This is a genomic window from Bradyrhizobium sp. F1.4.3, from assembly GCF_040548375.1.
Taxonomy (GTDB): domain Bacteria; phylum Pseudomonadota; class Alphaproteobacteria; order Rhizobiales; family Xanthobacteraceae; genus Bradyrhizobium.
This window is the reverse complement of sequence record NZ_JBEPRN010000001.1, coordinates 874,455-899,247: the sequence shown is the minus strand read 5'-3', so window position 1 is coordinate 899,247 and position 24,793 is coordinate 874,455. Positions and strand designations below refer to the sequence as shown.

At 63.9% G+C, this 24,793-nt stretch carries 24 protein-coding genes and 1 tRNA gene; 16 read left to right on the top strand and 9 right to left on the bottom strand.

The genetic code is table 11. The features are described 5' to 3' along the window. Positions 1–97 precede the first annotated feature (97 nt). On the bottom strand, positions 98–1,342 hold the full coding sequence (locus ABIB73_RS04425) for an efflux RND transporter periplasmic adaptor subunit (protein ID WP_354221788.1): 1,245 nt from the start codon (positions 1,340–1,342) through the stop codon (positions 98–100). 201 nt (positions 1,343–1,543) lie between these two features. On the opposite strand from ABIB73_RS04425, the gene ABIB73_RS04420 reads away from it, so the two are divergent. Next, positions 1,544–2,146 (top strand): TetR/AcrR family transcriptional regulator, encoded by a 603-nt coding sequence (locus tag ABIB73_RS04420; protein ID WP_354221786.1) that lies wholly within the window; start codon positions 1,544–1,546, stop codon positions 2,144–2,146. A gap of 89 nt (positions 2,147–2,235) precedes the next feature. Here ABIB73_RS04420 and ABIB73_RS04415 read toward each other — a convergent pair whose 3' ends face one another. The 3 genes from ABIB73_RS04415 to ABIB73_RS04405 form a co-directional block, all read right to left on the bottom strand. Beyond that, entirely contained in the window at positions 2,236–3,603 is a 1,368-nt protein-coding gene (locus tag ABIB73_RS04415) for an MFS transporter (RefSeq protein WP_354221784.1), read from the bottom strand. Positions 3,604–3,678: 75 nt separating this feature from the next. After that, complete coding sequence (locus ABIB73_RS04410) at positions 3,679–5,208, bottom strand: aldehyde dehydrogenase (protein WP_354221782.1); 1,530 nt, start codon at positions 5,206–5,208, stop codon at positions 3,679–3,681. Then, complete coding sequence (locus tag ABIB73_RS04405; RefSeq protein WP_354221780.1) at positions 5,205–5,855, bottom strand: GntR family transcriptional regulator; 651 nt, start codon at positions 5,853–5,855, stop codon at positions 5,205–5,207. Before ABIB73_RS04405 ends, ABIB73_RS04410 begins: the two co-directional genes overlap by 4 nt. 151 nt (positions 5,856–6,006) lie before the next feature. Between ABIB73_RS04405 and ABIB73_RS04400 the strand changes: the two genes are divergently transcribed. After that, positions 6,007–6,780, top strand: coding sequence for an alpha/beta fold hydrolase (locus ABIB73_RS04400; protein WP_354221778.1), 774 nt, complete (start codon positions 6,007–6,009; stop codon positions 6,778–6,780). A gap of 54 nt (positions 6,781–6,834) precedes the next feature. Next, positions 6,835–7,740, top strand: a complete 906-nt coding sequence (rnz, locus tag ABIB73_RS04395; RefSeq protein WP_354221776.1) for a ribonuclease Z — start codon at positions 6,835–6,837, stop codon at positions 7,738–7,740. 154 nt (positions 7,741–7,894) lie between these two features. Here the strand turns inward: rnz and ABIB73_RS04390 are convergent, their stop codons facing one another. Beyond that, the gene (locus ABIB73_RS04390) at positions 7,895–8,626 is read right to left on the bottom strand and encodes a DUF3750 domain-containing protein (protein ID WP_354221774.1); all 732 of its coding nucleotides are present in this window, start codon (positions 8,624–8,626) and stop codon (positions 7,895–7,897) included. Positions 8,627–8,775: 149 nt separating this feature from the next. After that, the gene (locus ABIB73_RS04385) at positions 8,776–9,639 is read right to left on the bottom strand and encodes an IclR family transcriptional regulator (protein WP_354221772.1); all 864 of its coding nucleotides are present in this window, start codon (positions 9,637–9,639) and stop codon (positions 8,776–8,778) included. Between the two features lie 105 nt (positions 9,640–9,744). Here ABIB73_RS04385 and ABIB73_RS04380 point away from each other — a divergent pair, with 105 nt between their 5' ends. The 7 genes from ABIB73_RS04380 to ABIB73_RS04350 all read left to right on the top strand — a co-directional run bounded on the left by ABIB73_RS04380 (position 9,745) and on the right by ABIB73_RS04350 (position 18,283). Further along, positions 9,745–10,668 (top strand): dihydrodipicolinate synthase family protein, encoded by a 924-nt coding sequence (locus tag ABIB73_RS04380; RefSeq protein WP_354221770.1) that lies wholly within the window; start codon positions 9,745–9,747, stop codon positions 10,666–10,668. A gap of 28 nt (positions 10,669–10,696) precedes the next feature. Further along, complete coding sequence (locus ABIB73_RS04375; protein ID WP_354221768.1) at positions 10,697–12,142, top strand: FAD-binding oxidoreductase; 1,446 nt, start codon at positions 10,697–10,699, stop codon at positions 12,140–12,142. Then, a complete protein-coding gene (locus ABIB73_RS04370; protein ID WP_354221766.1) occupies positions 12,139–13,245 on the top strand; it encodes a four-carbon acid sugar kinase family protein in 1,107 nt (368 codons plus the stop codon). The genes ABIB73_RS04375 and ABIB73_RS04370 overlap by 4 nt, the downstream gene beginning before the upstream one ends. Beyond that, entirely contained in the window at positions 13,242–14,279 is a 1,038-nt protein-coding gene (gene pdxA, locus ABIB73_RS04365; RefSeq protein ID WP_354221764.1) for a 4-hydroxythreonine-4-phosphate dehydrogenase PdxA, read from the top strand. The genes ABIB73_RS04370 and pdxA overlap by 4 nt, the downstream gene beginning before the upstream one ends. A 14-nt stretch (positions 14,280–14,293) precedes the next feature. Beyond that, on the top strand, positions 14,294–15,424 hold the full coding sequence (locus ABIB73_RS04360) for an iron-containing alcohol dehydrogenase (protein WP_354221762.1): 1,131 nt from the start codon (positions 14,294–14,296) through the stop codon (positions 15,422–15,424). A 57-nt stretch (positions 15,425–15,481) separates the two neighbouring features. Next, on the top strand, positions 15,482–16,453 hold the full coding sequence (locus ABIB73_RS04355) for a Bug family tripartite tricarboxylate transporter substrate binding protein (RefSeq protein WP_354221760.1): 972 nt from the start codon (positions 15,482–15,484) through the stop codon (positions 16,451–16,453). A 297-nt stretch (positions 16,454–16,750) separates the two neighbouring features. Then, a complete protein-coding gene (locus tag ABIB73_RS04350; protein WP_354221758.1) occupies positions 16,751–18,283 on the top strand; it encodes a peroxidase family protein in 1,533 nt (510 codons plus the stop codon). Positions 18,284–18,347: 64 nt separating this feature from the next. Here the strand turns inward: ABIB73_RS04350 and ABIB73_RS04345 are convergent. Next, positions 18,348–18,421: transfer RNA gene (locus ABIB73_RS04345), tRNA-Gln, on the bottom strand. A gap of 304 nt (positions 18,422–18,725) precedes the next feature. On the opposite strand from ABIB73_RS04345, the gene ABIB73_RS04340 reads away from it, so the two are divergent. Next, the gene (locus tag ABIB73_RS04340) at positions 18,726–19,088 is read left to right on the top strand and encodes a DUF1428 domain-containing protein (RefSeq protein WP_354221756.1); all 363 of its coding nucleotides are present in this window, start codon (positions 18,726–18,728) and stop codon (positions 19,086–19,088) included. A gap of 135 nt (positions 19,089–19,223) precedes the next feature. Here ABIB73_RS04340 and ABIB73_RS04335 read toward each other — a convergent pair whose 3' ends face one another. Continuing rightward, on the bottom strand, positions 19,224–19,439 hold the full coding sequence (locus ABIB73_RS04335; protein ID WP_354221754.1) for a hypothetical protein: 216 nt from the start codon (positions 19,437–19,439) through the stop codon (positions 19,224–19,226). Here ABIB73_RS04335 and ABIB73_RS04330 point away from each other — a divergent pair. From ABIB73_RS04330 to ABIB73_RS04310, 5 genes are all read left to right on the top strand, one after another. Next, positions 19,438–20,691 (top strand): ABC transporter substrate-binding protein, encoded by a 1,254-nt coding sequence (locus ABIB73_RS04330; RefSeq protein WP_354221752.1) that lies wholly within the window; start codon positions 19,438–19,440, stop codon positions 20,689–20,691. The genes ABIB73_RS04335 and ABIB73_RS04330 overlap by 2 nt on opposite strands. Before the next feature lie 66 nt (positions 20,692–20,757). Further along, the gene (locus ABIB73_RS04325; protein WP_354221750.1) at positions 20,758–21,621 is read left to right on the top strand and encodes a branched-chain amino acid ABC transporter permease; all 864 of its coding nucleotides are present in this window, start codon (positions 20,758–20,760) and stop codon (positions 21,619–21,621) included. A gap of 27 nt (positions 21,622–21,648) precedes the next feature. Continuing rightward, complete coding sequence (locus ABIB73_RS04320) at positions 21,649–22,620, top strand: branched-chain amino acid ABC transporter permease (protein WP_354221748.1); 972 nt, start codon at positions 21,649–21,651, stop codon at positions 22,618–22,620. Further along, the gene (locus ABIB73_RS04315; protein ID WP_354221746.1) at positions 22,610–23,377 is read left to right on the top strand and encodes an ABC transporter ATP-binding protein; all 768 of its coding nucleotides are present in this window, start codon (positions 22,610–22,612) and stop codon (positions 23,375–23,377) included. The genes ABIB73_RS04320 and ABIB73_RS04315 overlap by 11 nt, the downstream gene beginning before the upstream one ends. Next, complete coding sequence (locus ABIB73_RS04310; protein WP_354221744.1) at positions 23,374–24,093, top strand: ABC transporter ATP-binding protein; 720 nt, start codon at positions 23,374–23,376, stop codon at positions 24,091–24,093. Before ABIB73_RS04315 ends, ABIB73_RS04310 begins: the two co-directional genes overlap by 4 nt. On the opposite strand, the gene ABIB73_RS04305 is transcribed toward ABIB73_RS04310, so the two are convergent. After that, entirely contained in the window at positions 24,075–24,749 is a 675-nt protein-coding gene (locus tag ABIB73_RS04305) for a TetR/AcrR family transcriptional regulator (protein WP_354221742.1), read from the bottom strand. The genes ABIB73_RS04310 and ABIB73_RS04305 overlap by 19 nt on opposite strands. Positions 24,750–24,793: the final 44 nt, after the last annotated feature.

The window sequence follows — 24,793 nt, the reverse complement described above, 5'->3', positions numbered from 1 at the left end:
ACCAAGCCCGCGAAACCGGAATCCGGAAGTGATGTCCTCGGAGTCTAAAAGTCTCGAAATTCCGGGGACGTGCTGGGCACGCCCCGGAACGACGTAACTAGCGTTGCACGACGTCCTGGTTGCTGTGGTTGGATGCCTGCTGCGGCCCACGCGCGCCCATCTCGGCGACCTCCGTCTTGAGGAGGGCGCCCGGACGCACGCGCTGGAGGCCGTTGACGATGATGCGGTCGCCGGGCTTCAGCCCCGCCGTGACGATGCGCAGGCCATCGACGGAGCCTCCAAGCGTGATCGACCGGTAGACCGCACGGCTGTCGTCGCCGACCGCCATCACGAACTTCTTGTCCTGGTCGGTGCCGATCGCGCGCTCGTCGATCATCACCAGCGTCTGCTGCTTCGGCTGGCCCATGCGCACGCGGGCGAACTGGCCGGGGATGAGACGCCCGTCCTCGTTCTCGAACACCGCGCGGACACGGATGGTGCCGCTCTGGCCGTTGACCTGGTTGTCGATAAGCTGGATGTGGCCCTTCGCCGACAAGCCGCCAGACGTCGCCATCGCGACCGGGATCTGGTCGAGATTGCCGCGCTTGCCGGAGGCATCCGCGATCGAGTTTAGCGCGCGCAGCACAACCTCTTCATCCGCATCGAAGGACGCGTAGATCGGATTGACCGAGACCAGCGAGGTCAGCACCGGCGAGGCGGTGCCGGCGGCGACGAGATTGCCGACGGTGACCTCGATCTTGCCGACGCGGCCGTCGACCGGCGCGCGGACCTCGGTGTAGTCGAGGTTGAGTCTTGCGGTCTGGAGTGTCGCCTCGGCGGCCTTTACGTTGGCGATGGCTTCACGATTGGCGTTGTCGCGCTGGTCGTAATCACGCCGCGTGACCACGGCATTGCCGACGAGCTGTGCGCCGCGCTCGAGCTCGCTCTGCGTGAAGACTACGCGCGCCTTGGCCGCCTCGAGTTGGGCGTTGGCCTTGTCGACCTCGGCCGCGTAAGGCGCCGGATCGATCTTGAACAGTAAATCGCCGGCCTTCACCAGCGCGCCCTCGGTGAAGTTGGTTGACAGGATGGCACCGGCAACGCGCGGGCGAAGCTCGACGCGTTGGATCGCCTCGAGCCGACCGGAGAAATCGTCCCACAGCACGGTCTGCCGTGGTTCGATCATCGCGACGGTGACGGAGACAGCTTGCTCGGCGGCGGCGGCCGTTGCGGTCGCCTGGGCTGCATGAAAGTAGTGGCCGGTCGCGATCGAACCGGCTGCGGCGAGGGCGCCCACAACGGCAACGCCGCCAAGAAGACGACGGAAGCGGCCAGGACGGGAGGTATTTTCGGACGGGGGCATTTGCGCGCTCCAGAAATGTAGTGTTCACTACAGATGTGGAGCTGGATATCGCAGCGCAAGATACTTATGTACCATTCACTAAGAAAATTGTAGCTGCTTACCGCAAGAATTGGAAGGCGGAAGAGAAAAGAAAGATAGAACAAATAGATAGGATCAGGCGTTGGATCGAGGAACGACGCCGATACTGAGGAGAACAGGCACATGGGCATGGGACGCCCCCGCGAATTCGACGCCGAGGTGGCGTTGGATCAGGCGATGGAAGTGTTTTGGCGCCATGGCTATGAGGGTGCCACCATTGCCCAGCTCACAGAGGCCATGGGCATCAATCCGCCGAGCCTTTACGCCTGCTTCGGCAACAAGGAAGGTCTGCTGAAGGCCGCGCTCGACCGCTACAGCAAGCTGCGCGGCGCCTGGATCGATGAGGTCGTCGCAGCACCCACCGCGCGCGATGTCGCCGAGCGGATGCTGATGGGAATTGCCGAAAAGCAGACCGATCCCGCCAACCCGCCCGGTTGCCTGCTCGTGCAAGGCGGCATCGCCTGCGGCACCGGCTCCGAAAACGTCCCCTTCGAACTCGCCGCCCGCCGCGCGCAGAACGAAGACCAGCTCCGCGACCGCTTCATCCGCGCCAAGGCCGAAGGTGATCTCAAGTCGAATTCCGATCCCGCCGCGCTCGCGCGCTATGTATCGGCGGTGTCAGTCGGCATGGGCGTAATGGCATCCTCAGGCGCCGACCGCGAAGCGCTGCGGCAGGTGGCGAGCGTGGCGGTGCAGGCGGTGGAGGCGCAGTCGGGGAAAGAGTAGGGCGCGATCAACGAGCCTCGCAGAACGCGACGCCCCGATGCAGGCATCGGAGCGTCCGCAGTGCGATAAAGCGAGGACCAACGATACCCTCAGGAAGCTTCACTAAGGACCGGCGCAGCGGATTCTTCGGCCTTGAGCTCCTCGAGACTGCGATGCCGAGGCTCGATGCCGAGGGCCCAGACGGTGATGATCTGCACTACCAGCAGTCCGATCATCAGCGCCATGACGCCTGCCACGCCGCGCGTCTCGAACAACGACACTACAAGGAACGGTGTGACGATCGTGGCGCCGCGCCCCAGCGTATTGACGATGCCGGATGCGCGCAGCCGGACTTCGGTCGGAAACAGTTCGGGGATGTAGATGCCGAACAGGAGCGCGACCAATACGTAGATGGGCACGGTCAAGGCGAAGCCCACGGCCGGCAGCAGGATCGGATCTGAGATCATCGGATAGATGATTCCGAGCATCACCGTGATCAGCGACGCGCTAATGATAGTCGGCTTCCGGCCCCAGCGGTCAGCAGTCAATGCGCCGATACCCGAGCCGATCGGCGCGCCGAGTGCCATCAGCAGCGAATAGCCGAAGGATGTTGCGATCGAGAGGCCCTGCTTGACGAAGAACACTGGCAGCCAGGTCACGAAGCCGTAGAGCAGGGTGTTGATCGTAATCAGGCAGACCGCACCGACAATCATCCGCGACAGCAGAGGGGCGGTGAACAAGGTGCCGAGATCGGAGGATACCAGGACCGGTGTCGTGGTCGCCGGAGCAGGCAGGGGACGACCCTGGGCCGCCTCCTTTTCGATGGCTTGCATGAGCGCTTCCGCCTCGGTGGTGCGTCCCACCGCTTCCAGCCAGCGCGGTGATTCCGGCAGCGACTTGCGCATGTACCACACGATGAGTGCGCCGATGCCGCCGAGGACGAACATGGACCGCCAGCCAAATTGCGGCACGAGCACGGATGCGACCAGCAGCGCTACCGGCAAGCCCGTCACGACGCACACAGTCGTAAGGCCGAGCCATTTGCCGCGCGTGCGAGCGGGCACGAACTCAGTCATCGTCGAATAGCCGACGACGTTCTCTGCACCTAACCCGACGCCCATCACGAAGCGGCACGCGATGAGGAATGCCATGTCGGGCGCGAACGCAGCAGCCAGCGAAGCGATGCCGAAAAGGAGCAAATTGAACTGATACGTAAAGCGGCGTCCGTAACGATCGCCGAGGAATCCAGTGCCGAACGATCCCAGCATCATGCCGACGAAGGTCGCGGAAATGAAAGCTGCGTTCTGGGCGAGCGTCGAAAAGCCGGTCTTCAGCGTCACGCTGAGCACGGTCCCGGCGATATAGATGTCGAAACCATCGAAAAACATTCCGATGCCGATCAGCAGCATGATGCGGCGATGGAATGGGCCGATCGGAAGCCGATCAAGACGGCTGCCAGCGTTCACCGATATCGACATTGATGCTCTCCCTTGACTGTTGTCCCCGTTGACGCGGCCCGCCTTCTCTGGGCGGACTGCCGCTTGCAATGTCTGCTAGTTCAGCCGCTTCTGGCTGGCCGTGTCGCGATACCAGTCGAACGGCTGCTCGTGGGTCGCGACCATCACGCTCTTGGTGTTGAAATGGTCGTCAAAACTCTCGGTGCCGCATTCGCGGCCGATGCCGGAATCGTCGACGCCGCCCCAGGGCGAGGCCGGATCGAGCCTGTGATGATCGTTGACCCAGACGATGCCGGCCTTGACTGCCGCGGCGACACGATGAGCGCGCGCGACGTCGCGGGTACGGATGGCTGCGGCGAGGCCGAAGGGTGAGTTGTTGGCAAGCCGCAGCGCATCGGCCTCGTCCTTGAACGGCGTTACCGACGTGAACGGACCGAACACTTCCTCCTGGAAGATGCGCATGTCGGATGTGACGTCGGCGAACACCGTCGGTTCGACGAAATAACCGTTGTCGTGTCCCGCCACTTTCGCAGCAATGCCTCCGGTGAGAAGACGCGCGCCGTCCTCGCGACCGTAGGCCGCATAGGTGAGAACGCGGTCGCGCTGCCGGGCCGAGATCACCGGCCCCAGTTGCGTACTCGGATCGAAGGGATCGCCAATCCGGATCGTGCGGGTCTTGGCCCTCAGTTTCTCGACGAATTCGTCATAGACTGTGGCCTGAACGATATGGCGCGAGGCGCAGACGCAGGTTTGTCCGGCGCCGATGAAAGCACCGAACGCGGCGTAGTTGACCGCACGATCGACGTCGAAATCGTCGAACACCATCACCGGCGTCTTGCCGCCGAGCTCCATGGTCTGGTGTGCAAAAACCTTTGCGGCGGCGCTGCCGGCGATGCGGCCTGCCTCGGTGCCGCCGGTCAGGACCAGCTTGTTGATGTCGCCGTGCTCGGCCAGCATCTTGCCGGCGTTCTGGCCAAGCCCCAGCACGATATTGAAGACGCCGGGCGGAAGGCCAGCTTCGGTGAAGATCTGCGCGAGCTTCAGTGTCGTCAGCGGGGTGTATTCCGACGGCTTGACCACGGTGACGCATCCGGTCGCCAGCACCACGGCGAGCGACTTGCACAGTATCATCAGCGGATGATTGAACGGCGTGCAGTTGGCGACGATGCCGATGGGGGTGCGCAGCGTGTAGTTCAGATAGGCGCCCTCGACGGGGATCACGGAGTCGCGGCGCGCCAGCGCAACGCCGGCAAAGTAGCGGAAGAAATCGGGCAGGCGGGAGAGCTGTGCGCGCGTCTCGTTGATCGGGCGGCCGTTGTTGAGGGTTTCCAGCCTGTACAGGCTGTCGAGATTGGCCTCGAAGGCATCGGCCAATTTGTTGACCAGTCTGGCACGCGCGCGCGTGTCCACGCCGCCCCAGGCCCTGCTTTCGAATGCCGCGCGCGCGCTCTTCATCGCGCGGTCGATATCCTCAGTGGTCGAATTGGGAATTCGGGCGATCACGTCGCCGGTCGCGGGATTGCGGACGTCGAGCATCGCGCCGTTCCCGGCTTCGACTTCACGCCCATCGATGAAGTTGCCATGGATTTCGACGTCGATCGACGCCGGTTTCGACGGAATGTTCATGATGACCTCTCTTCGACGATGACGGCGTTGCGCTTGAGCGCCGGCAGGACGCGTTTTTCGGTGGCCGCGATGTGGGCCTTGATGATGCGCGCCGCAGTTCGCGCCTCGCGCTGCTGCATGGCGTCGATCAGGGCGACGTGCTCGGCGACCAGCTTCGTCGGATCGTGCCCCCTGAGATTGGACACGCTGACGCGCACCAGCCGGTCGGCCTGGCCGATCAGGTCGCACAACGCCGTCGCCATGCGGCGATTGCCGGACGCATTTGCCAGCGCGGAGTGGAAACCGCGGTTGTAGGCGATGAAGTCTTCGTGGTTACCCGCGAAGCGGCGAAATGCGTCGAGCGATTTCAAAACGCTGTCGGGAGCGCTTTCGATCGCTTCAGTGACACAGGCAGGCTCCAGCGCGAGGCGGAAGCGCAAGAGGTCGCGGGCGTCGGAGAGCGAGATCGGGGTGACCCGATAGCCCTGGCGCGGTTGCACCGTCACCAGGTGCTCGCGCTGGAGCCGCAGAAGCGCATCCCGAACCGGTTGCCGGCTCACTGCATAGCGCTCGGCCAGCTCCATCTCGCGCATTTCATCGCCTGGCGCAAGGCGACAAGCTAAAATATCAGATCTGAGAAGATCGTAGATGTTTTCCCGTAAAAGCATGATTATTCCAGATCTCCGATGCTCAAAGATTCCATTCATGATATATCACGTCAAGGGCTAAATGCTTGAAATTCAGGAGATTTGATTTATCAATGGCCCCGAGGCACGCAGTTGTGTGTGACCCGACCGACGCAGTTTGGAAAGACCGGACATGGACAGGCTTCTTGCCAACGGCACCGTCAACGCAGCGCTATCGGGCGAGGGGCCGCCGCTTTTCCTGTTCCACTCTTTGTTGTCGGATCGCGCGAGTTTCGACGCGATCGCGCCCGAACTTGAGAAATCGTTTCGGACGATCGTGCCGGAACTGCCGGGGTTCGGCCGCTCGCATGCGGTGGACGGCGGACTTGTCGCCGTCGCGGACCGGATGGCCGACGCGGTGCGCGATGCTGCGGACGGCGCGCCGACGATCGTGCTCGGCAATGGCTATGGCGGGTTCGTCGCGTTGCAGATGGCGATCCGTCATCCAAAAATCGCCAGCAAGCTCGTTCTCGCCGATTGCGGGGCGGCGTTCTCGGAACCTGGTCGCGAGGCGTTCCGCAACATGGCAAAAATATCCCGGGAGAAGGGACTGGAGGCGATCACGGACGTCGCGATGCGGCGCCTGTTTGCGCCCGACTTTCAGGCGCAGCATCCGGAGCTGATGCGAGGTCGTCGTGAAGCCTTTCTGCGGACCGATCCAGACGTGTTTCGCGCCGCGTGCGACGCGTTGGCGAGCCTCGATCTCCGCGCTGAGCTTGCCGGGGTGAACGTGCCGGTTCTCGTCCTGGTTGGAGAGCACGACGAAGCGACGCCTCCGCCAATGTCGCATGAATTGGCCGCCGGACTGTCGCGCGCCGAACTCAAGATCATTCCGGGGTGCGCGCACGTGCCCCAGCTTCAATCGCCGCGACAATTTCTCGATGCGATGAAGGAATTTTTGCTCTGAGCTCGCAGGCCGTATAAGGCGGAGAAGCTCCCCGGCCTCGCACAAGAGACGACAATGTTCGCCCTGACATTTCTCGGGACCTCGGCCAGCGTTCCGTCCGCAGAACGCAACCATCCGGCCCTTCTCGTGGAAGCCGCGGGCCAGCGCGTCCTGATTGATTGCGGTGAGGGGACGCAGCGCCAGTTGCTGCGGAGCGGCGCCGGCTTTCGACGCCTTGACCGCATCCTGTTGACGCATGCTCATTTCGACCACGTGCTCGGTATCCCCGGTCTCTTTTCGACGCTGGGGCTGCGGCAAAACTCCGACGTGACGACCGTCCACGGCGGGCCTGGCACGCTCGACATCGTCATTCGAATGCTTGCCGGCCTATGGGGTGCGGGCAGGGCGCCGATCCCGGTGGAGTTCATGCCGTTGACGGAAGGACCGGTCATCGACGCCGGCGAATTCGTCGTCGACTGCTTTCCGGTCCGACATCGTGACACCGACAGTTTTGGCTTCTCGTTCCGAAGCCCAGCGCGCCGTCACCTTCTATCCGACCGCCTTGCGGCGCTCGGCGTCCCCGATGGTCCCATCCGCGGAGAGCTGGCTGAAGGACGATCGGTCATGATCGCCGGCGGCCGAACGATCGATCCGGAGGATGTCTTGGGGCCGCCGAGCGGCGGCAGGAAGCTCGTGGTGATCGGCGACATCGAGACCATTGAAGGGCTGTCAAAACACGTCGTCGACGCCGATTTGTTGGTGATCGAAGCGACGTTCCTCGATCGCGATGCCCCGACTGCTCGGGACTATGGCCATCTCACCGCGGCAGGAGCGGCTGCGTTTGCGGCTGCAAACAACGTCAGGCAGCTTGTGCTGACCCACCTGTCGGGACGTTATCGGGACGAAGAAGTCCTGGCCGAGGCGTCAAAGATCTTCCCGAACAGCCGGATTGCCGCCGACTTCGATCACGTCGTGATCTAATTGTCGTGGCTGAGATCGCTCGGTTTCGTCGCCATGCCGAAGATCGTGAAGCAAGCGGAGCGCCAGCCGCCAACGCCGAAGAGTCATCAACGACTTTTGCCGAGTAGCGAAGCGCTGTCTCGCGAGGTACGCGACATCGCCCCGGTGCCTGGCCTTAAAGGCTGGCCGCGACGCCCAGGCGACCGATGCCGGGCAGCTTGACGGCGGGGCGTCGGATGTCGAGGCCAAGCACGGCGCCGAAAAAGTTGATCTCAAGACCTTCCACCCAGCCGAGCGTCAGCCCGAGATAGCCTGAGAGCGAGGCATAGAACCCGGTGCGGGAGGCGGTCAGTCCGATCCACCGCCCGGAATAGGGATAGTCCTTGCCGATCGCGGTCGGTGGCAGCACCGCGCGAAGTTCGGGCACGGCATTCAGAGTGGCCTGAACGAAGGTATTCGAATTGGGCCCCGGCCAGGCGCTGTAGTCACCGTAGGTCCGGAATTTGTAGGTCTCGACGACGTATCGAATCCTGGGAATCAATAATTCGGCCCGTGGACCATCGACGGCCACGACGGTCTGCGGCATCGCTCCAAACCATCGGCCGTCGGGTGCGAAGCCGTTGCTCCGGATCGGCTCGCCCCATGCGGTGTAGTCGTAACGGCTGTAGCTGGTCGCGTCCCTTTCCTTGACGACGATCCATGTGTGAACAGCGAATATGCTGCGCCACCGCACTGTGCGTGCAGCGTAGACCCGGATCAGCGCATCGGGATTGGACGCGGCCGGTGGTAACAGGCCCGCGCTCGACCGGTCCGCTGTCTGCCAGTTGCCGCGACCGTCGCCAAGCCAGTAATACCGCGCCGCCGAGACGCCGATCGGCACGAATACGAGCAGGAGAAACGTGAGCACGGCTTTTCTCAAGGGAAGGTCAAGCTTCGGAAGGCGGCTGTTCAGGATATAGCTCTTGCAGGCTCTTCCACAATGACGTCGAGGTGTCGGTCACCGAGCTCGCGACCATACCCGCCGCGGTCGCGATCACATTTCAGAGATGCAGGCGTTCAGCCCGAAAGTCCTGACTTGACCGCAAGGTCCTGCACCTGGCTCGTCACCTGCATCAGCCGCGGCAGCGCCTGGTGGCGAAAGGTGGGCATGTCCATGCGCATGGCATCCACCGTGACGCTCAGTCCCGCAATCACAAAGCCCTGGGCATCGAAGATCGGCGTTGCGAGTGTGCGCAGGCCATAGGCGTTCTCGCCGTCGGAGACGGCATGGCCTTTCCGCTTCACCAGATCGAGCCGATCGAGCAGGGCGTCCAGATCGGTCAGCGTTCGCTCCGACAGTTTGACGCGCGGCCGCGCGTCCAGCCGCCGGATCTGTTCTTCGCGCGGCAGATTCGCCAGCATGGCATGGCCCAGCGCCGCGCTGTAGGCAGGGATCCGCGTGCCCGGCCGGCGATCCATCTTGTGGCGATCGAGACCCGCTCCGATGCGCGCGAGATAGATCACGTCGCCGCCGTCGAGGATGCCGAGCGAGGCCGCGTCGCCCGCCGCCGGCACGAGATCGCGCAGCAGCGGCTCGACGATGGTCCGCAACGATCCGTGCGACAGCACGGTGTAGCCGAGGTCAAGACAGGCGACGCCGAGGCGGAACCGGCGGCTCTGCGGAACGGTCTGGAGATAGCCGAGCTCGATCAGGGTCTTGATCAGCCGGAACGCCGTGCCGCGATCGAGATCGGCCCGTGCTGCAACTTCGCTTAAGGTGAGCTCGAAGGCCTCACTGGTGAAACTCTTGAGCACAGCGAAGGCTTTGCCGACAGAAGCGACATAGTTCTTTGGATTATTCTTGGGATTTTTCGGGGTCGTTTCCGCCGCGCGCTCTGCAGCCTTCTTTTCGACCTTGGCCATGCCTGAATGCCCTGCCATGACGGCCTGCGCCCTTGACGCGGCGGCTGCCTGATCTTACCAACGTGTCAGATCATAACAAATGTTCGCATTCCGAACAACATCGATCTGGCGATCGGAGGAAGTTTGTCGACATCATCGCTGCACCCTCATGGCGTGTTCTCCGCCGCGCTGACGCCGCTCGACGCCGAGCTCGCCCCCGATCATGCGCGCTTCGTCGCGCATTGCCGCTATCTGCTGGACGAAGGCTGCGACGGCATCGCGCTGCTCGGCACCACCGGTGAGGCGAACTCCTTCTCTGCCGCCGAGCGTGCCGCGCTGCTCGAAGCGGTGGTGGCCGCCGGCATCGCGCCGCAGCGGCTTCTCCCCGGCACCGGTGTCGCTGCGCTCAGCGAGACCATCGCGCTGACGCGCCACGCGCTCTCGCTTGGCGTCGACACCGTGGTGATGCTGCCGCCGTTCTATTACAAGGGCGTCACCGACGATGGCATCTACGCATCCTACAGCGAAGTCGTGCAGCGCATCGGCGATGCCAGGCTCAAGGTCGTGCTCTATCACATCCCGCAGATGTCGGCCCAGCCGATCTCGCATGCGCTGATCGAGCGGCTGCGCACGGCGTACCCGGCGACGTTCACCGGCATCAAGGACTCGTCCGGCGACTTCGCCAACATGACCGCGATGGTCGAGCGCTTTCCGGGCTTTTCGGTTCTGGTCGGCGCAGATCCGTTGCTGCTGCCGCTGCTGCGCAAGGGCGGCGCGGGCTGCATCACCGCGACCTCCAATCTCGTCGCGCGCGATCTTGCCTACGTCTACAAGCACTTTCACGACGGCGACGACGACGCGGCGCTCAAGGCGGCGCAGGCACGTATCGTGAAGGCGCGCGAGCTGGTCTCGCGCTTCCCGCAGATGGCCTCCCTGAAAGCGCTGGTGGCCGAACGCACCGGTCATCCCGGATGGCAGCGCCTGCGGCCGCCGCTGGAATCCTTGCCATCAGCTCATGTGAAAGAGCTGCTCGCGAATGCTACTGCATTCGCTGCCGCCGCGGTCTAGGCCTGGCGCGGGGCGACGAGGCGATCCAATGTCCGACTCTTTCCAGGATGCGTTGGCCGGCCTCGCTGACATCGTCGGCGACAAGCACGTCATCGCATCCGGGCCTGACCAGGAGCCCTATGTGGTCGACTGGCGCGGGCGCTATCACGGCCGTGCGGTTGCGGTGGTGAAGCCCGGCTCGACCGCCGAGGTCGCAGCGATCGTCAAATATTGCGCAGAGAAGCGGCTCGCAATCGTGCCGCAGGGCGGCAACACCGGCATGTGCGGCGCCGCGACGCCTGACGATGGCGCGGGGAATGTCGTGATCCGGCTCGACCGCATGCGGGCCGTGCGCGACATCAGCCCGCTTGCGAACACGATCACAGTGGAGGCCGGCTGCATCCTCGCCGAGGTGCAGAATGCGGCGAAGGCCGTCGATCGCTATTTCCCCTTGAGCCTGGGTGCCGAAGGCTCCTGCCAGATCGGCGGCAACATCTCGACCAATGCCGGCGGCACCGCCGTGCTGCGCTACGGGCCGACGCGCGATCTCGTGCTCGGGATGGAGGTCGTTCTGCCCGACGGGCGCGTCTTTGACGGCCTGCGCGCGCTGCGCAAGAACAATACGGGTTATGCGCTGAAGCAGCTCTTCATCGGCGCGGAAGGTACGCTCGGCATCGTCACCGCGGCGGTGCTGAAACTGTTTGCGCCGCCGCGCAGCTCCGCTTTGGCGCTGCTGAAGTTGCAGGGTGTCGAGCAGGCGCTCGATATCATGCAGCGGCTGCGCGGTGCGGTCGGCGATCGGCTCGGCAGCCTCGAGATCATGTCGCGATCACAGATCGCGGCGATCGCCGCGACCGTGCCGCATGTCACCATTCCCTTCGAGCTGACGACGCCGTGGTATCTGATCGTCGAACTTACCGATACGCTTGCCGGCGTCGACCTCAATGAGCCGCTGGCCGCGGTGCTCGCGGATGCGATGGAGGCGGGACTCACTGAAGACGCCATATTGGCCTCCAACCTCGCGCAGGCGAAAGCGATCTGGGCTATCAGGCACAGCGTGTCCGAAGGCAACAAGCGCAGCGGCTATGTCGTCTCGCATGACAGCGTGGTGCCGCTGGAGCGTCAGGCGGTCTTCGTCAACAACGTCGAGGCCCGGATCAAGGCAGCCGTGCCGCATGCGAACGTCGTGATGCACGGCCATATCGGCGACGGCAACATCCACGTCATTGCCCTGATCGATCGCGCGCATTGCCAGGATCCGCAAGCGACCGCCGCGCTGGTGGCTGAGATCAACGAAATCGTCGACGACGAGACCGCAGCGCAGGGTGGAGCGATCAGCGCCGAGCATGGCATCGGGATCACCAATCGCGCCCGGCTCGCCCGCGTCGCCGATCCCCTCGACCTCGAGCTGATGCGCGGCATCAAGCGATTGCTCGATCCGCACGGCCTGATGAACCCGGGCAAGATCTTTGGCGCGGGAGCGGCATCACGATGACGTGCGTCCGCCTGCTTGCCGACGATCTCACCGGTGCGCTCGACGCCGCGGCGGAGTTCGTCGGCCTGTGCGGACCGTTCGACGTCATTTGGCAGGATGCGCCTGCGGCGCTGAGCTCCCGGAGCCTTGCGATCGACAGCGGCACCCGCGAACGTTCGAAGGCCGAGAGCGTCGAGATCGTCGGACGACTGGCGCCGCTGCTTCGCGACGGGGCGATCGCCTACAAGAAGGTCGATAGTCTGCTCCGTGGCGCTTGGGCCGCCGAGCTCGGCGCATGCCTTAGCGGCGACCACTGGGCGTCCTGCGTGGTCGCGCCCGCCTTCGACTTTCAGGGGCGCCGCACCGTTGACAGCCAACAATTCGCGCGCACCGTGCAAGGCGACTGGCACCGGGTCGGCGACAACCTGCTGGATCAATTGAGACAAGACGGCATCGAGGCGCGACAGGGGCGGCCCGACGCACTGTTTCAAGGCGGCGTTCAAGTGTTCGATGCCGAGAACGACCTCGATCTCGACCGTGTCGTCGAGATGGGCCGGCGCATGCCTGGACCGGTGCTATGGTGCGGCAGCGGCGGATTAGCCGGCGCGCTCGCACGTCGTCACGGTGCCGCCGCGCCGTCGCACCTGAATCGGCCGGTGCTGGGGCTGTTCGGCTCCGACCAGGCCGCGACCGCCTCCCAGCTCGCGGCATGTGGCCAAGCCACCGTCGCGCTGGCCGAAGGCGAGGCGGGCGCGGGCGTTCAACGCAAGCTGACTGACGACGGCGTGGCGCTGGTCAAATTCTCTCTCGCCGAAGGCCTGTCGCGCGCCGAGGCCGCGCGGCGGATCGCACGGGAATTGACGGCACTGATTACAGCGCTCGATCCGCCCAAAACCTTGATCGTCGCTGGCGGCGAGACCCTGAAGGCCGTATGCGTTGCCCTCGGCGCGCATGCGCTCGAGGTGACAGGGCGTATCGTGCCGGGCTTGCCGCGCTCGGTGCTGCAAGGCGGCCGTTGGGCCGGCGTCGATATCATCTCGAAGTCCGGAGCGTTCGGCGCCAGCGAACTGTGGCGCGATCTGCTCCGGGACAATCATCTGCTCAATATGGAGAGTCGGACATGACCTCTCGTCATCTTGCCATCACCATGGGCGATCCCGCTGGGATCGGGCCGGAGATCATCGTCAAGGCCTGTGTCGGGCTGAGGGAGCGGATCGCGACCGGCGATCTGCGCCTGCTGATCATCGGCAGCGGCTCGGCGCTCGATGGTGCAAACGCCGCGCTCGGTGCCGGCATTGCGATCCCGGAGGTCAGCACCGGGGATCGTGACTGGCCGAACCTCTGCTTCCTCCAGGCTGACGTCGAAGGCGACCCGATCAAGCCCGGCGTGCTGAGCGCCGATGGCGGACGCTTTGCCTACAAGGCGATCGAGCAGGGCGTGCGTCTCACGCAGGCCGGCCGGACCTCGGCCATCGTCACGGCGCCGCTCAACAAGGAAGCGCTCAACAAGGCGGGTTATCATTTTCCCGGGCACACCGAGATGCTCGCACATCTCACCGGCGTGCGCGGTTCGGTGATGCTGCTGGCCCACGGCAATATGCGCGTCAGCCACGTCTCGACCCATGTGGCGCTGGAAGACGTGCCGAAGCGTCTGACGCCAGAGCGGTTGCGCCTGGTGATCGACCTCACCAACGACGCGCTGCGCCGGCTCGGCATCAACAGGCCGAAGATCGCGATTGCCGCGCTCAATCCGCATGCGGGCGAGGGTGGTCTGTTCGGCCGGCAGGATATCGACGTCTCCGCGCCGACGATCGCCAAGGCGGTCGCCGACGGTCTCGACGTCGTCGGTCCCGTGCCCGGCGACACCGTCTTCGTCAAGCTGCGCGCTGGCCAGTTCGATGCCGTGGTCGCGATGTATCACGATCAGGGGCATATCCCCGTCAAGCTGCTTGGCTTCCAGGTCGATCCCGCGACCGGGCGCTGGCAGGAACTGTCCGGCGTCAACATCACGCTGGGCCTGCCGATCATCCGCACCTCCGTCGATCACGGCACCGCCTTCGATATCGCCGGCAAGGGCATCGCCAACGAGCACAGCCTGATCGAGGCCATCGATTATGCCGAGCGGCTGTCCGCTGGCGCCTCCGCATCCAAGTCATGAGATCGAAGCTACCTATGACCAACGCCTTCACGCCCATCGAAATCCTCCGTCCCACCGTCCTCGAGTTCGGTTGCGGCACGATCACGGCCGCGGCGCGCTTCGCCGAGCGGATCGGCGCCAAGCGGCCGCTGGTGATTTCCGATGCGTTCAATGCGCGCCGGGTCGACACGCTTGGGCTGCCGGGTGCAGTCAAGGTGTTCGGCGACGTAAAGCCGGAGCCGGACCTGCCCAATCTCGAGAAGGCGGTCGCGATGGCGCGCGAGGTTGCGCCAGATCTCGTCATAGGCTTTGGCGGCGGCAGCGCGATGGATCTCGCCAAGCTGGTCGCGGTGCTCTGCACGCGTGACGTGGCCTTTGCCGACATCGTCGGGGCCGAGAGTGTGGCCGGCCGCAGCGTCGCGCTGATGCAGATCCCGACCACGTCGGGCACCGGCAGCGAAGCCGGCACCCGTGCGCTCGTCACCGATCCCGTCAGCCAGAACAAGCAGGCGGTGCAGAGCCGCTTCATGTTGGCCGACATCGCCATCATCGATCCCGATCTCACCATGACTGTGCCGAAGGAGGTCACCGCCGCGACAGGCGTCGATGCTCTGGCGCATTGCGTCGAGGCCTATACCAGCCGCAAGGCGCATCCGGCGATCGACCTCTATGCGCTCGAGGGCGCGCGGCTGGTCGGGCGTTATCTCGCGCGCGCGGTGGCCGACGGCGGCGATCGCGAGGCGCGCGCCGGTCTTTCCCTGGCCTCGCTCTACGGCGGCTATTGCCTCGGTCCCGTGAACACGACCGCCGGCCATGCCGTGGCCTATCCGCTCGGCACCCGCCACCATGTGGCGCACGGGCTTGCCTGCGCCGTGATCTTCCCGCACACGCTGGCGTTCAACATGCCGGCCGTCGAGGCGAAGACGGTCGCGGTGCTGGGAGCACTTGGGCTGTCGGAGCGCAACGATCCGAAGCTCGCGTTCGATGCCACTCACGAGTTCTGTAGAAATCTCGGGATCGAGATGCGGTTGTCCGCACTCGGCGTGCCCAAAGATGACCTCGGCGTGATGGCCGATGAGGCGCATGCCATTCGCCGCTTGCTCGACAACAATCCGCGCGAGCTCGGCCGGGATGCGATCCTCAGGATGTACGAGGTCGCTTTCTAGCAATCCCGCAGTGCGCGGCAATCAATCAACAACACAGTGAAAGTAGAGGAAACTTCGATGAGATCGATGTGGCTTGTTCTTGCCTCAGTCATGCTGCTGGCGACGTCGCCGGCGAAGGCGCAGGACGGCTATCCGTCCAAGCAGGTGACGGTGATCGTGCCCTTTGCCGCCGGCGGCACCGCGGACATCTTCGCGCGCATGGTCTCCAACCATTTGCAGATGAAACTCGGCAAGCCGTTCGTGGTCGAGAATGTCGGCGGTGCCGGCTCCATCCTCGGCGTGACGCGGCTGGCGAAGTCGGCGCCGGACGGCATCACGATCGGCCTGGCCAGTACGTCGGCGCTCGCGATCAACCCGTCGCTCTATGGGCCGAAGCTCAGCTACCAGCCGGACAGGGATCTGGTGTCGGTCGCCCAGATCAGCGTCGTGCCCAACGTGCTCGTCGTGAACCCCGACAAGATCAAGGCGCGGACCGTGCCGGAGCTGATTGCCTATCTGAAGGCGAACCCGGACAAGGTCTCATTCGGCTCGGCCGGCGTCGGCACCTCGCAGCATCTCGCCGGCGAGCTGTTTCAGCAGATGACCGGCACCAAGATGGTGCACGTGCCCTACAAGGGCTCGAGCCAGATGCTGACGGATCTCCTCAGTGGCCAGATCGATCTCGCTTTCGACAACGTGCCGTTGCTGCTGCCGCAGGTGAAGACCGGCCAGCTTGCGCTGCTCGCAACCGCAACGCCCAAGCGCGCCGCGTTCGATCCCGAGGTCCCCGCAGTCGCCGAATTCCTGCCGGGCTTCGAGGCCGTGGCCTGGCACGGCTTCTTCGTCCCCGCCGCCACGCCGAAGCCGATCGTCGAAAAGCTCTCGGCCGAGATCCGCGCCTTCATGCAACAGCCTGACACCGTGCAGAAAATGGCCGAGCTCGGCGCCGTCGCAGTCGCGGTCGATTCCGAACCCTTCAAGGCCTACATCGACTCCGAGACCGAGCGGTGGAAGAAGGTGACCGCGGCCGCGAACATCAAGCTGGAGTAGGGGGCGAAAGTCGCTCGTGTGGCATCACACAATTATGGCCCGGGGATGTGGGGGCCAACATTAGTCGGTCAGCAGCCTCCCTAGCGTCTGCTCGATAAAACGACACGCCGCGACCCAAAAAAGGCGCGGCACCACCTTGATTGCTCCTTGGATTTGATACAATCTAAGGGCGTTAATTGCTTTTACTAGTAACGATCGATCGTCGAAGACGTATGTGCGCATTTCGCGCTGTCTTCGCGCGTCGAAGATTCGTGCATTCAATTTTTCCGCAAACACTTTTTCGATAGGAACGCCGTCATGGTGGCAAAGCACAGCTCGCTCATTCGTGGACTCGCGGCGGCGGGAGCCGATCCGAGCTTTCAGGGCAGGTTCGGCCGCCTGTTTCCAGAATTAAAGGGAGCGACGTACGGAAGTACGAGTACAGAAGAGGACCACAATTTCCGCAAGCTTGCCGACGCGATGGTGTCCCCATTTGATCCGCCGAAGGACGGTGCCGACGATGAGGAGAGCGGCATTCCAGCGCTCTATACCTATCTTGGCCAGTTCATCGATCACGACCTGACGTTCGACCCGGATGGGAGCTTTCAAAAGCAGAAGGATCCTACTGCAACGATCGACTTCCGGACGCCGGCGCTGGATCTCGACAATGTCTACGGGCGGGGCCCCGGCGATCAGCCGTATATGTACGATGCGGATCAGAAGTCCTTCTTGCTCGGCGATCCGTTGACGCTCGGTTCTGCCGGTGCGCGAGATCTCCAGCGCAATGGTGCGGGCCGGGCTCTGATCGGCGACCCCCGAAACGACGAGAACAGCATTGTCTCCCAGCTCCAGGGGTTGTTCTTGCGATTTCACAATCGTTTCGTAGCAAAACACCCGCATCAGGAATTCCAGGAAGTTCAGAGGCTCGTGCGGCACCACTACCAATACATGGTGGTGACTGATTTTCTCCCGCGCATCATCAACAAGGATGTCCTGTCAGCCCTGAAGACAGGTGCGCACTACGACCGCAAGAAATTGGCCTTCTTCACCAAGCTTGCCTCGCCCTTCATGCCGGTGGAGTTCTCCATCGCCGCCTACCGGCTCGGACATTCGATGGTTCGGCCCGGCTATCGATTGAACGATGCGACTCTGCTGCCGATATTTCCTTTGCCGGCGGAGAAGGAGCCAGGCTTCCCGGAAGGGTTCACCGGCTTCCGCAAGCTGATCACCGATTGGGGGATCGACTGGGGCCGGTTCATCGATATCGACACGCGAAGCTACGGATCGAAGATCTTGGACGACAAGCACAAGGTCGCCAACTTCAAACGCTTGCAGTTCGCCTATCGCATCGACACTGCGCTCGTCGATCCGCTCGGCAGTCTTCCGCCCGCAGTCGCTTCCAATCCGTCATCGCTGGCTCTGCGAAATTTGAAGCGCAGCCGCGAATTCAATCTGCCGACGGGGCAGGACGTTGCGGTCCGCATGGGTGCGCCCGTACTCCATGACGATCACATTTTGATTGGGCAGGCCGTTGATGGGGGAAAGCCGGACAACATCGTCAAAGTGGCCGGGGCCGCCTTCGCTAAGAATTGTCCCTTGTGGACCTACATCCTGGCGGAGGCCATGCAGAACCTGCAAACGCCGGCGCCCACGCTGCCGGTCACTGAGGCAAATATGAAGGTCAACACGCCGCAGCTTGGTCCGGTCGGCGGTCGCATCGTCGCCGAGGTGTTTCTCGGCCTGTTGTTCGCCGACAGCGGCTCCTACCTCAACGAAAGTCCAGATTGGAAGCCGCCGACCGGCGCCGTTTTCCAGTTGAAGGACTTTGTCAAAATGGCGCTGGAGGCCTGATTGAATCCGTTGGTGGCGCGATTGCAGGTGGTCGCGGCACGGTCGAGCTGGACGAGGGCGCGATTGGCTGGGGAACCTGGATTCGAACCAAGACAAACAGAGTCAGAGTCTGTTGTGCTACCGTTACACCATTCCCCAACGGAATAGTCGAACAAAATCAATATCTTGCTGATTTGTCCGACTGCGGCCGACGGCGCTCATCGCGCAAATCACGGCTCAGGCGTGGAGGGTTTCTACCCGCTCGGCCGTGGGCTGGCAAGCGCTGCGGTGCACTGGTGTTTTGCAGTCCACATCGGGGCGTGTTGGTCGTGGGATCGCTGGTTGCGGGCGGCTCGCCGCGCCGCCGTTCGCGACGGTTTGCCTCATCTGAACATCGCCTTCGCGAGTCGGATTGCCGGGCATCGGATCGTCCTTTGGGACACACAACCCAGGGAGATCCGTGATGCCTTATGTCGATGGTTTCGTGCTGGCCGTGCCGAAGGACAAGATCGAGGCCTACAAGGTGCTGGCGCGAATCGCCTGCGCGGTCTGGATGGAGCATGGCGCGCTCGATTATGTCGAGTGCATCGGTGACGACGTGCCCTATGGCGAGCTGACCTCGTTTCCGCGCGCGGTGCTGGCGAAGGAGGACGAGGTCGTGGTGTTCTCCTGGATCGTCTACCGCGACCGGGAGACCCGCGACGCCGTCAACAAGAAGGTGATGGCGGACCCGCGGCTCAAGGGAGCCGACATGCCGTTCGATGGCAAGCGCATGATCTATGGCGGCTTCACGACGCTCTTGCAGGCGCGCGATGGCGCGGGATGATGGCACGCTTCGTAGGAGGTTAGCGTAACCCGCCAACTTGCGTTTCCGCGGAGACAGACAGCGGTGGGTTACGCCAGCGGACTGCGCTTCGCGCAGCCGCAAGGCTAACCCAGCCTGCGCATCAGAGCAGTTGTCTCATTCACACCAATCGACGCCAGATTGAACGCCGCCTGCGCGCGCCGCAATCTGTGCTTCCTTATGCAGCATCGTCGCAATCCGTTTCACCTTGCCGGTTCCCTGCTGGCATGCCATCCTCTCGCAGCCAGGCATAATCAAACGGAAGCGGGCGCTTAAGCCCACAGCTTCCAAAAAATCTTGGTTGGGGAAGCCCTTTGGGAGGTCTGATTTCATGACATTGAAGCACGTCACCGGGCTGCTTTGCGCGGCTGCAATGTCCCTTGCGCTTGCCGCGGGCGCGCGGGCCGAGGACAAGGTGGTCAAGATCGGCGTGATCATGCCGATGTCCGGCGGCACTGCCTCGATCGGCGCTCACGCCAAGGCGGCGATTGAAGTCGCCATGGACATCATCAACAGCGCCCATCCCGAACTCGGCAATCTCCCGCTGGCGAAGAACGCAGGCCTTGCCGGCCTCGGCGGCGCCAAGATCGAGGCCGTCTTTGCCGACAACCAGGGCAACCCGGCAACCGGTCAGAACCAGGCGCTGCGGCTGATCACGGAGGACAAGGTCGCGGCCGTGTTCGGCGCTTACCAATCCGGGATCACACTGACCTCGAGCGCCATCGCCGAGAAATACGGCATTCCCTATCTCAACTCGGAGTCGGTCGCCGCCAATCTCACCGAACGCGGCTTCAAATGGTTCTTCCGCACCACGCCGATCGCGACCGATTTCGCCAAGGCCTATGTCGACTTCCTCGCCGACATGAAGGCGTCCGGCGCCAAGACCGATGCGATCGCGCTGGTCCACGACAACACCGAATACGGCACCTCGGTCGCCAACACCATCAGCACCGCCTTCAAGGAGAAGGGGCAGCCGGTCGCGCTCGACGTCGCTTACCCCGTCAACGCGACCGACGTGCAGGGCCAGGTGCTCCAGCTCAAGGACAAGAAGCCCGACGTCATCATCATGATCAGCTACACGTCGGATGCGATCCTGTTCGCCAAGACCATGCAGTCGCTTGACTACAAGCCGGCGATCCTGCTCGCCGACGACGCCGGCTATTCCGATCCGTCCTTCATCAAGGCTGTCGGCAAGATCTCGCAGGGCGTGTTCAACCGCTCGTCATGGTCGGTCGGTCCCGCCGGCTCGCCGTCGGCCATCATCGCGGACATGTACAAGAAGAAGAGCGGCGAGGAGATGGACGACACGGTCGGCCGCCAGATGCAAGGCTTCTTCGTGCTGGCCGACGCGATCGACCGGGCCGGCTCGACCGATCCTGCAAAGATCCAGGCGGCGCTGAAGGCGACCGACCTGAAGCCCGAGCAGTTGATGATGGGCTACAAGGGCGTGAAGTTCGACGACAAGGGCCAGAACACCCTTGCCTCCGGCCTGATCATCCAGCTTCAGGACGGCGAGAACTACACTGCGGTGTGGCCGAAGGCCAGCGCCGAGAAGGCACCGGTGCTGCCCTACAAGGGCTGGTGAGATTTTTGATGGCGGGACCGCGCGCCTCGCCATTTCCAAGATGATTTGATCAGAGCAACGCGGCTCATGTCCTTTGTACTCGTGCAGGTGATTGTCGGCGGGCTTCTGCTTGGCGCCGTCTACGCCCTGTTTTCCTCGGGCCTCACGCTGGTGTGGGGCATGATGAACATCGTCAATTTCGCGCATGGCGATTTCGTCATGCTCGGCATGTACGTCGCCTATGTCGTCTACACCCTGTTGGGGGGAGGGCCGATCCTCGGCGCGCCGCTGGCCACGCTGGTGCTCGCGACCGTCGGCGTCGTGGTCTATTTCGCCCTGATCCGCGACATCATGAAGGGGCCGATGCTGGCGCAGATCCTCGGCACCTTCGGGCTGGCGCTCTTGCTGCGCTACTCGGTGTTCTGGTGGTTCGGCGCCAATTTTCTGTCGATGCCGCAAAACATCGTCGGCGGTACTTTTGCGGTCGCAGGGCTCCGCATCGAGGCCTCGCGGCTGCTGGCCGGCATGGTCGCGCTGCTGGTGACGCTCGGCCTGCATCTGCTGCTGACGCGCACCTCGCTCGGCTCCAAAATGCTGGCGGTGGCCGAGGATGCGACTGCGGCGCAGCTGATGGGCATCCGGCCCGACACCATGCAAGCGATCGCCTGGGCAATCGCGGCAGGGGCGACGGGTCTTGCCGGCGCGCTGATCGCGAATTTCTTCTACATCGTGCCGACGGTCGGCGAGACGCTCAGCATCGTGGCCTTCGTCACGGTCTCCCTCGGCGGCTTCGGCAGTGTGCCCGGCGCGCTCGTCGCAGGGCTCCTGATCGGCGTGATCGAGTCGCTGTCCGGCTATCTGATCGGCGCGGTCTACAAGGACATCATCGTCTATGTCCTGTTCCTGCTCTTCCTCTGGTTCCGGCCGCAAGGCCTGATGGGCAAGACCTGATGGGCAAGACTTGATGGGGAAGATCTGATGCGGCGCTTGATCTGGCTGTCGGTCATCGCAGCATTTGCGATCGCCTATCCGCTGCTGCTGTCCTCGCCGTTCCAGCAGCGCCTTGGCGCGCTGGTGCTGCTGTATGCGATTGCGGCTTCCGCGTGGAACATCGTCGGCGGCTATGCCGGCCAGGTTTCGGTCGGCCATGTCGTGTTCTTCGGCTGCGGCGCCTATGCCGCGATGGGGTCTTACGCCAAGTTCGGCCTGTCGCCGTTGTTCGGCATCCCCGGCGGCATCGTGCTGGCGGTGGGGCTTGCCGCGATCATCGGCGTGCCGACGCTGCGCTTGTCCGGCCACTATTTCAGCATGGCGACGATCGCAGTCGCGGAGACGATGCGGCTGATCGTCACCAACACCGACTGGCTCGGCGCAGCCGTCGGCCTCTCGGGTCCGACCGTGCCGCGCAACATCTTCGATCTCTCGTTCCTGTCGTCGCTGCCCTACTACTATCTGTTCCTGGCCACCCTCGCGATCACGCTTCTGATCACCTGGTGGATGACCAACAGCCGGATGGGATTTTATCTGCGCGCGATCAAGGATTCCGAGCGCGCTGCGCGTTCGCTCGGCGCGCCTGCGAGCCGGACCAAGCTCTACGCGTACATGCTGAGCGCCGCGCTGACGAGCGTTGCCGGCGCGCTCTATGCGATGATGTTCGGCTTTGTTGACCCTGAGTCCGGTCTCGGCATCCTGATCTCGGTGAAAATCCTGATCATGGCGGCGCTCGGCGGAGCAGGGCTGCTGTTCGGACCGCTGGTGGGCGCTGCGATCCTGGTGCCGCTGGAGGAAATCTCCAACAGCTGGCTCGGTGGCAGGGGCGCCGGACTGACCTTCGTGGTCTATGGTGCGATCATCGTGCTGATCGCGCGCTTCCAGCCGGGCGGAATCCTCAGCCTGTTCACACGGCGAAGAAAGCCTGGTGCCGATGCGGGAGCAGGCCATGCTTCTTGAAGCGCGATCAATCATCAAGGCGTTCGGCAGCTTCAAGGCGGTGGACGATGCTTCGGTGACCTTGGAGCAGGGCGACATTCTCGGCCTGATCGGGCCGAACGGCGCGGGAAAATCCACCTTCTTCAATTGCCTCACCGGCGATCTCAAGACCACCTCCGGCCGGGTAATGTTCGAGGGATACGACATCACCGACTTCACGCCGGAGCTGCGCGCCGGGCTCGGCCTCGCTCGCACCTTCCAGGTGCCGCAGACCTTTGAGGGCATGACGGTGCTCGAGAATGTCATGATCGGCGCCTTTCTGCGCACCTCGCACCGTAAGGAAGCCGAAACAAGAGCACGCGCCGTGTTGGAGCGCGTCGGTATGAGCAGACTCGCGGACACGCCGGCGCGTTCGCTCGGCACACCCGGCCGCAAGCGGCTGGAGATCGCACGCGCACTTGCGACCGAGCCGAAAGTGCTGCTGCTCGACGAAGCCATGGCCGGCCTCAACGCACATGAGGTCAAGCTCGCCATCGATCTCGTGCGCGACATCCATCGCTCCGGCATCACCCTCGTCATCGTTGAACACATCATGGAAGTGATCATGTCGCTCGCAAGCCGCGTGATGGTGTTCCACCAGGGCAAGGAGATCGCCCACGGTTCGCCGCGCGAGGTGACGTCCAATCCGGCCGTGATCGCGGCCTATCTCGGCACGCGCGCCGCGAAGGCGGCCGCCGGCCACACGCCGGTCGAGCTGATGGGCGGGCCGGATCTATGAGCGGGCCGCTGCTTAGGATCGAGCACCTCGAGGTGCGCTATGGCGACCTCATCGGCGTCTCCGACGTCTCGCTGGAGGTGCCCGAGGGCAGCGTCGTGGCGTTGCTCGGCTCCAACGGCGGCGGCAAGACCACGACGCTGAACGCCATCGCGGGCCTCATTCCCGTGCATTCCGGCACGATCAGCTTTCGCGGCGAGGACATTGCGGGCGAGAGGGCGTTCGCGATCGTGCGCAAGGGGCTGGCGCTGTCGCCGGAAGGCTGGCGACTGTTCGTGCAGCAGAGCGTCGAGAACAACCTCATGCTCGGCGCAACGCCGCTGCACGACAAGTCGCGCAAGGCCGCGCTGCTCGAGCGCGTCTACGAGATCTTTCCGCGGTTGAAGGAGCGCCGCAATCAGCGCGCCGGCACCATGTCGGGCGGCGAGCGGCAGATGCTCGCGGTCGGCCGCGCGCTGATGAGCGACCCGAAGCTCCTGATGCTCGACGAGCCCTCGCTCGGCCTCGCGCCGGCGGTGGTCGAGTCCATGTACGAGACGTTCGGCCGCCTGCATCGCGAAGGCCTCACCATCCTGCTCGCCGAGCAGTCGATCGAGCTCGCGCTGGAAGTCTCGGACTTCGCGACCGTGCTCCAGGTCGGCAAGAGCGTGCTGTCCGGCACGGCGGCGGCGCTCGCGGAAGATCCGCAGGTGCAGAAGGCCTATTTGGGAGTGGGGTGATTGACCTCGACCTGAAGCAGCAGCAACAGGCAATTGGCGAGCCGCGTCTCCATTTCCTTGGACTGAAGCGACAGTGGTCCGGGATCGTTGAGGATCGCATTGACAAGCGTTCCCAGCACGACCTGGAATCCGAACGCGATGGCGCGCCTCTTTGCGGCCATGCGGCTCTTGCCCATGGCGGGCAGCAGCAGAGGGGTGGCGCGGTCGGTGGTCGCTCTTGCGAGAGCCTTGAACGCGGTCCATTTGTCCGGGCGGGTGTCGTCATGCTGAAGCGCAGCGCGGAGCACGCCCTCGTGGTTGCGCATCCAGACGATGATGCCGCTGACGACGATTTGGCAGAGCTTGTCGAGGTCTGTCCCGGGTGACGGCCGCCTGATCTCCACCAGCCGCTGCTCGCCGTCGCGCGCGGCCAGCGCCATCAGCGCGTTGAAATAAGCCTCCTTGCTCTCGAAACGGCTGTAGAAGGCACCGACGGTGGCACCGACCTCGGCACAGAGGGCCTCTATCGAGAGTTCGGCAAGGCTGCGCGTGCGCAGCATGTCGGCGCCGGCGCGCAGCAGCGCCAGCGTGGTTTCGCGGCTGCGCTTCTGGCGCGACGGGGCGACGCCCGGCAAGTCGAGATCGCGAGGCTCGGGCTCGTCTGAACGTAGCCGCATCCGTGCTTGCATCCGGCCTAAATCATAACCATAATTCGGATTAT

Bases quoted from the DNA above. Each gene is read 5' to 3' on its own strand.
- ABIB73_RS04425 (WP_354221788.1), bottom strand. From the start codon at position 1,342: ATGCCCCCGTCCGAAAATACCTCCCGTCCTGGCCGCTTCCGTCGTCTT.
- ABIB73_RS04420 (WP_354221786.1), top strand. From the start codon at position 1,544: ATGGGCATGGGACGCCCCCGCGAATTCGACGCCGAGGTGGCGTTGGAT.
- ABIB73_RS04415 (WP_354221784.1), bottom strand. From the start codon at position 3,603: ATGTCGATATCGGTGAACGCTGGCAGCCGTCTTGATCGGCTTCCGATC.
- ABIB73_RS04410 (WP_354221782.1), bottom strand. From the start codon at position 5,208: ATGAACATTCCGTCGAAACCGGCGTCGATCGACGTCGAAATCCATGGC.
- ABIB73_RS04405 (WP_354221780.1), bottom strand. From the start codon at position 5,855: ATGCTTTTACGGGAAAACATCTACGATCTTCTCAGATCTGATATTTTA.
- ABIB73_RS04400 (WP_354221778.1), top strand. From the start codon at position 6,007: ATGGACAGGCTTCTTGCCAACGGCACCGTCAACGCAGCGCTATCGGGC.
- rnz (WP_354221776.1), top strand. From the start codon at position 6,835: ATGTTCGCCCTGACATTTCTCGGGACCTCGGCCAGCGTTCCGTCCGCA.
- ABIB73_RS04385 (WP_354221772.1), bottom strand. From the start codon at position 9,639: ATGGCAGGGCATTCAGGCATGGCCAAGGTCGAAAAGAAGGCTGCAGAG.
- ABIB73_RS04375 (WP_354221768.1), top strand. From the start codon at position 10,697: ATGTCCGACTCTTTCCAGGATGCGTTGGCCGGCCTCGCTGACATCGTC.
- ABIB73_RS04370 (WP_354221766.1), top strand. From the start codon at position 12,139: ATGACGTGCGTCCGCCTGCTTGCCGACGATCTCACCGGTGCGCTCGAC.
- pdxA (WP_354221764.1), top strand. From the start codon at position 13,242: ATGACCTCTCGTCATCTTGCCATCACCATGGGCGATCCCGCTGGGATC.
- ABIB73_RS04360 (WP_354221762.1), top strand. From the start codon at position 14,294: ATGACCAACGCCTTCACGCCCATCGAAATCCTCCGTCCCACCGTCCTC.
- ABIB73_RS04355 (WP_354221760.1), top strand. From the start codon at position 15,482: ATGAGATCGATGTGGCTTGTTCTTGCCTCAGTCATGCTGCTGGCGACG.
- ABIB73_RS04350 (WP_354221758.1), top strand. From the start codon at position 16,751: ATGGTGGCAAAGCACAGCTCGCTCATTCGTGGACTCGCGGCGGCGGGA.
- ABIB73_RS04340 (WP_354221756.1), top strand. From the start codon at position 18,726: ATGCCTTATGTCGATGGTTTCGTGCTGGCCGTGCCGAAGGACAAGATC.
- ABIB73_RS04330 (WP_354221752.1), top strand. From the start codon at position 19,438: ATGACATTGAAGCACGTCACCGGGCTGCTTTGCGCGGCTGCAATGTCC.
- ABIB73_RS04335 (WP_354221754.1), bottom strand. From the start codon at position 19,439: ATGAAATCAGACCTCCCAAAGGGCTTCCCCAACCAAGATTTTTTGGAA.
- ABIB73_RS04325 (WP_354221750.1), top strand. From the start codon at position 20,758: ATGTCCTTTGTACTCGTGCAGGTGATTGTCGGCGGGCTTCTGCTTGGC.
- ABIB73_RS04320 (WP_354221748.1), top strand. From the start codon at position 21,649: ATGCGGCGCTTGATCTGGCTGTCGGTCATCGCAGCATTTGCGATCGCC.
- ABIB73_RS04315 (WP_354221746.1), top strand. From the start codon at position 22,610: ATGCTTCTTGAAGCGCGATCAATCATCAAGGCGTTCGGCAGCTTCAAG.
- ABIB73_RS04310 (WP_354221744.1), top strand. From the start codon at position 23,374: ATGAGCGGGCCGCTGCTTAGGATCGAGCACCTCGAGGTGCGCTATGGC.
- ABIB73_RS04305 (WP_354221742.1), bottom strand. From the start codon at position 24,749: ATGCGGCTACGTTCAGACGAGCCCGAGCCTCGCGATCTCGACTTGCCG.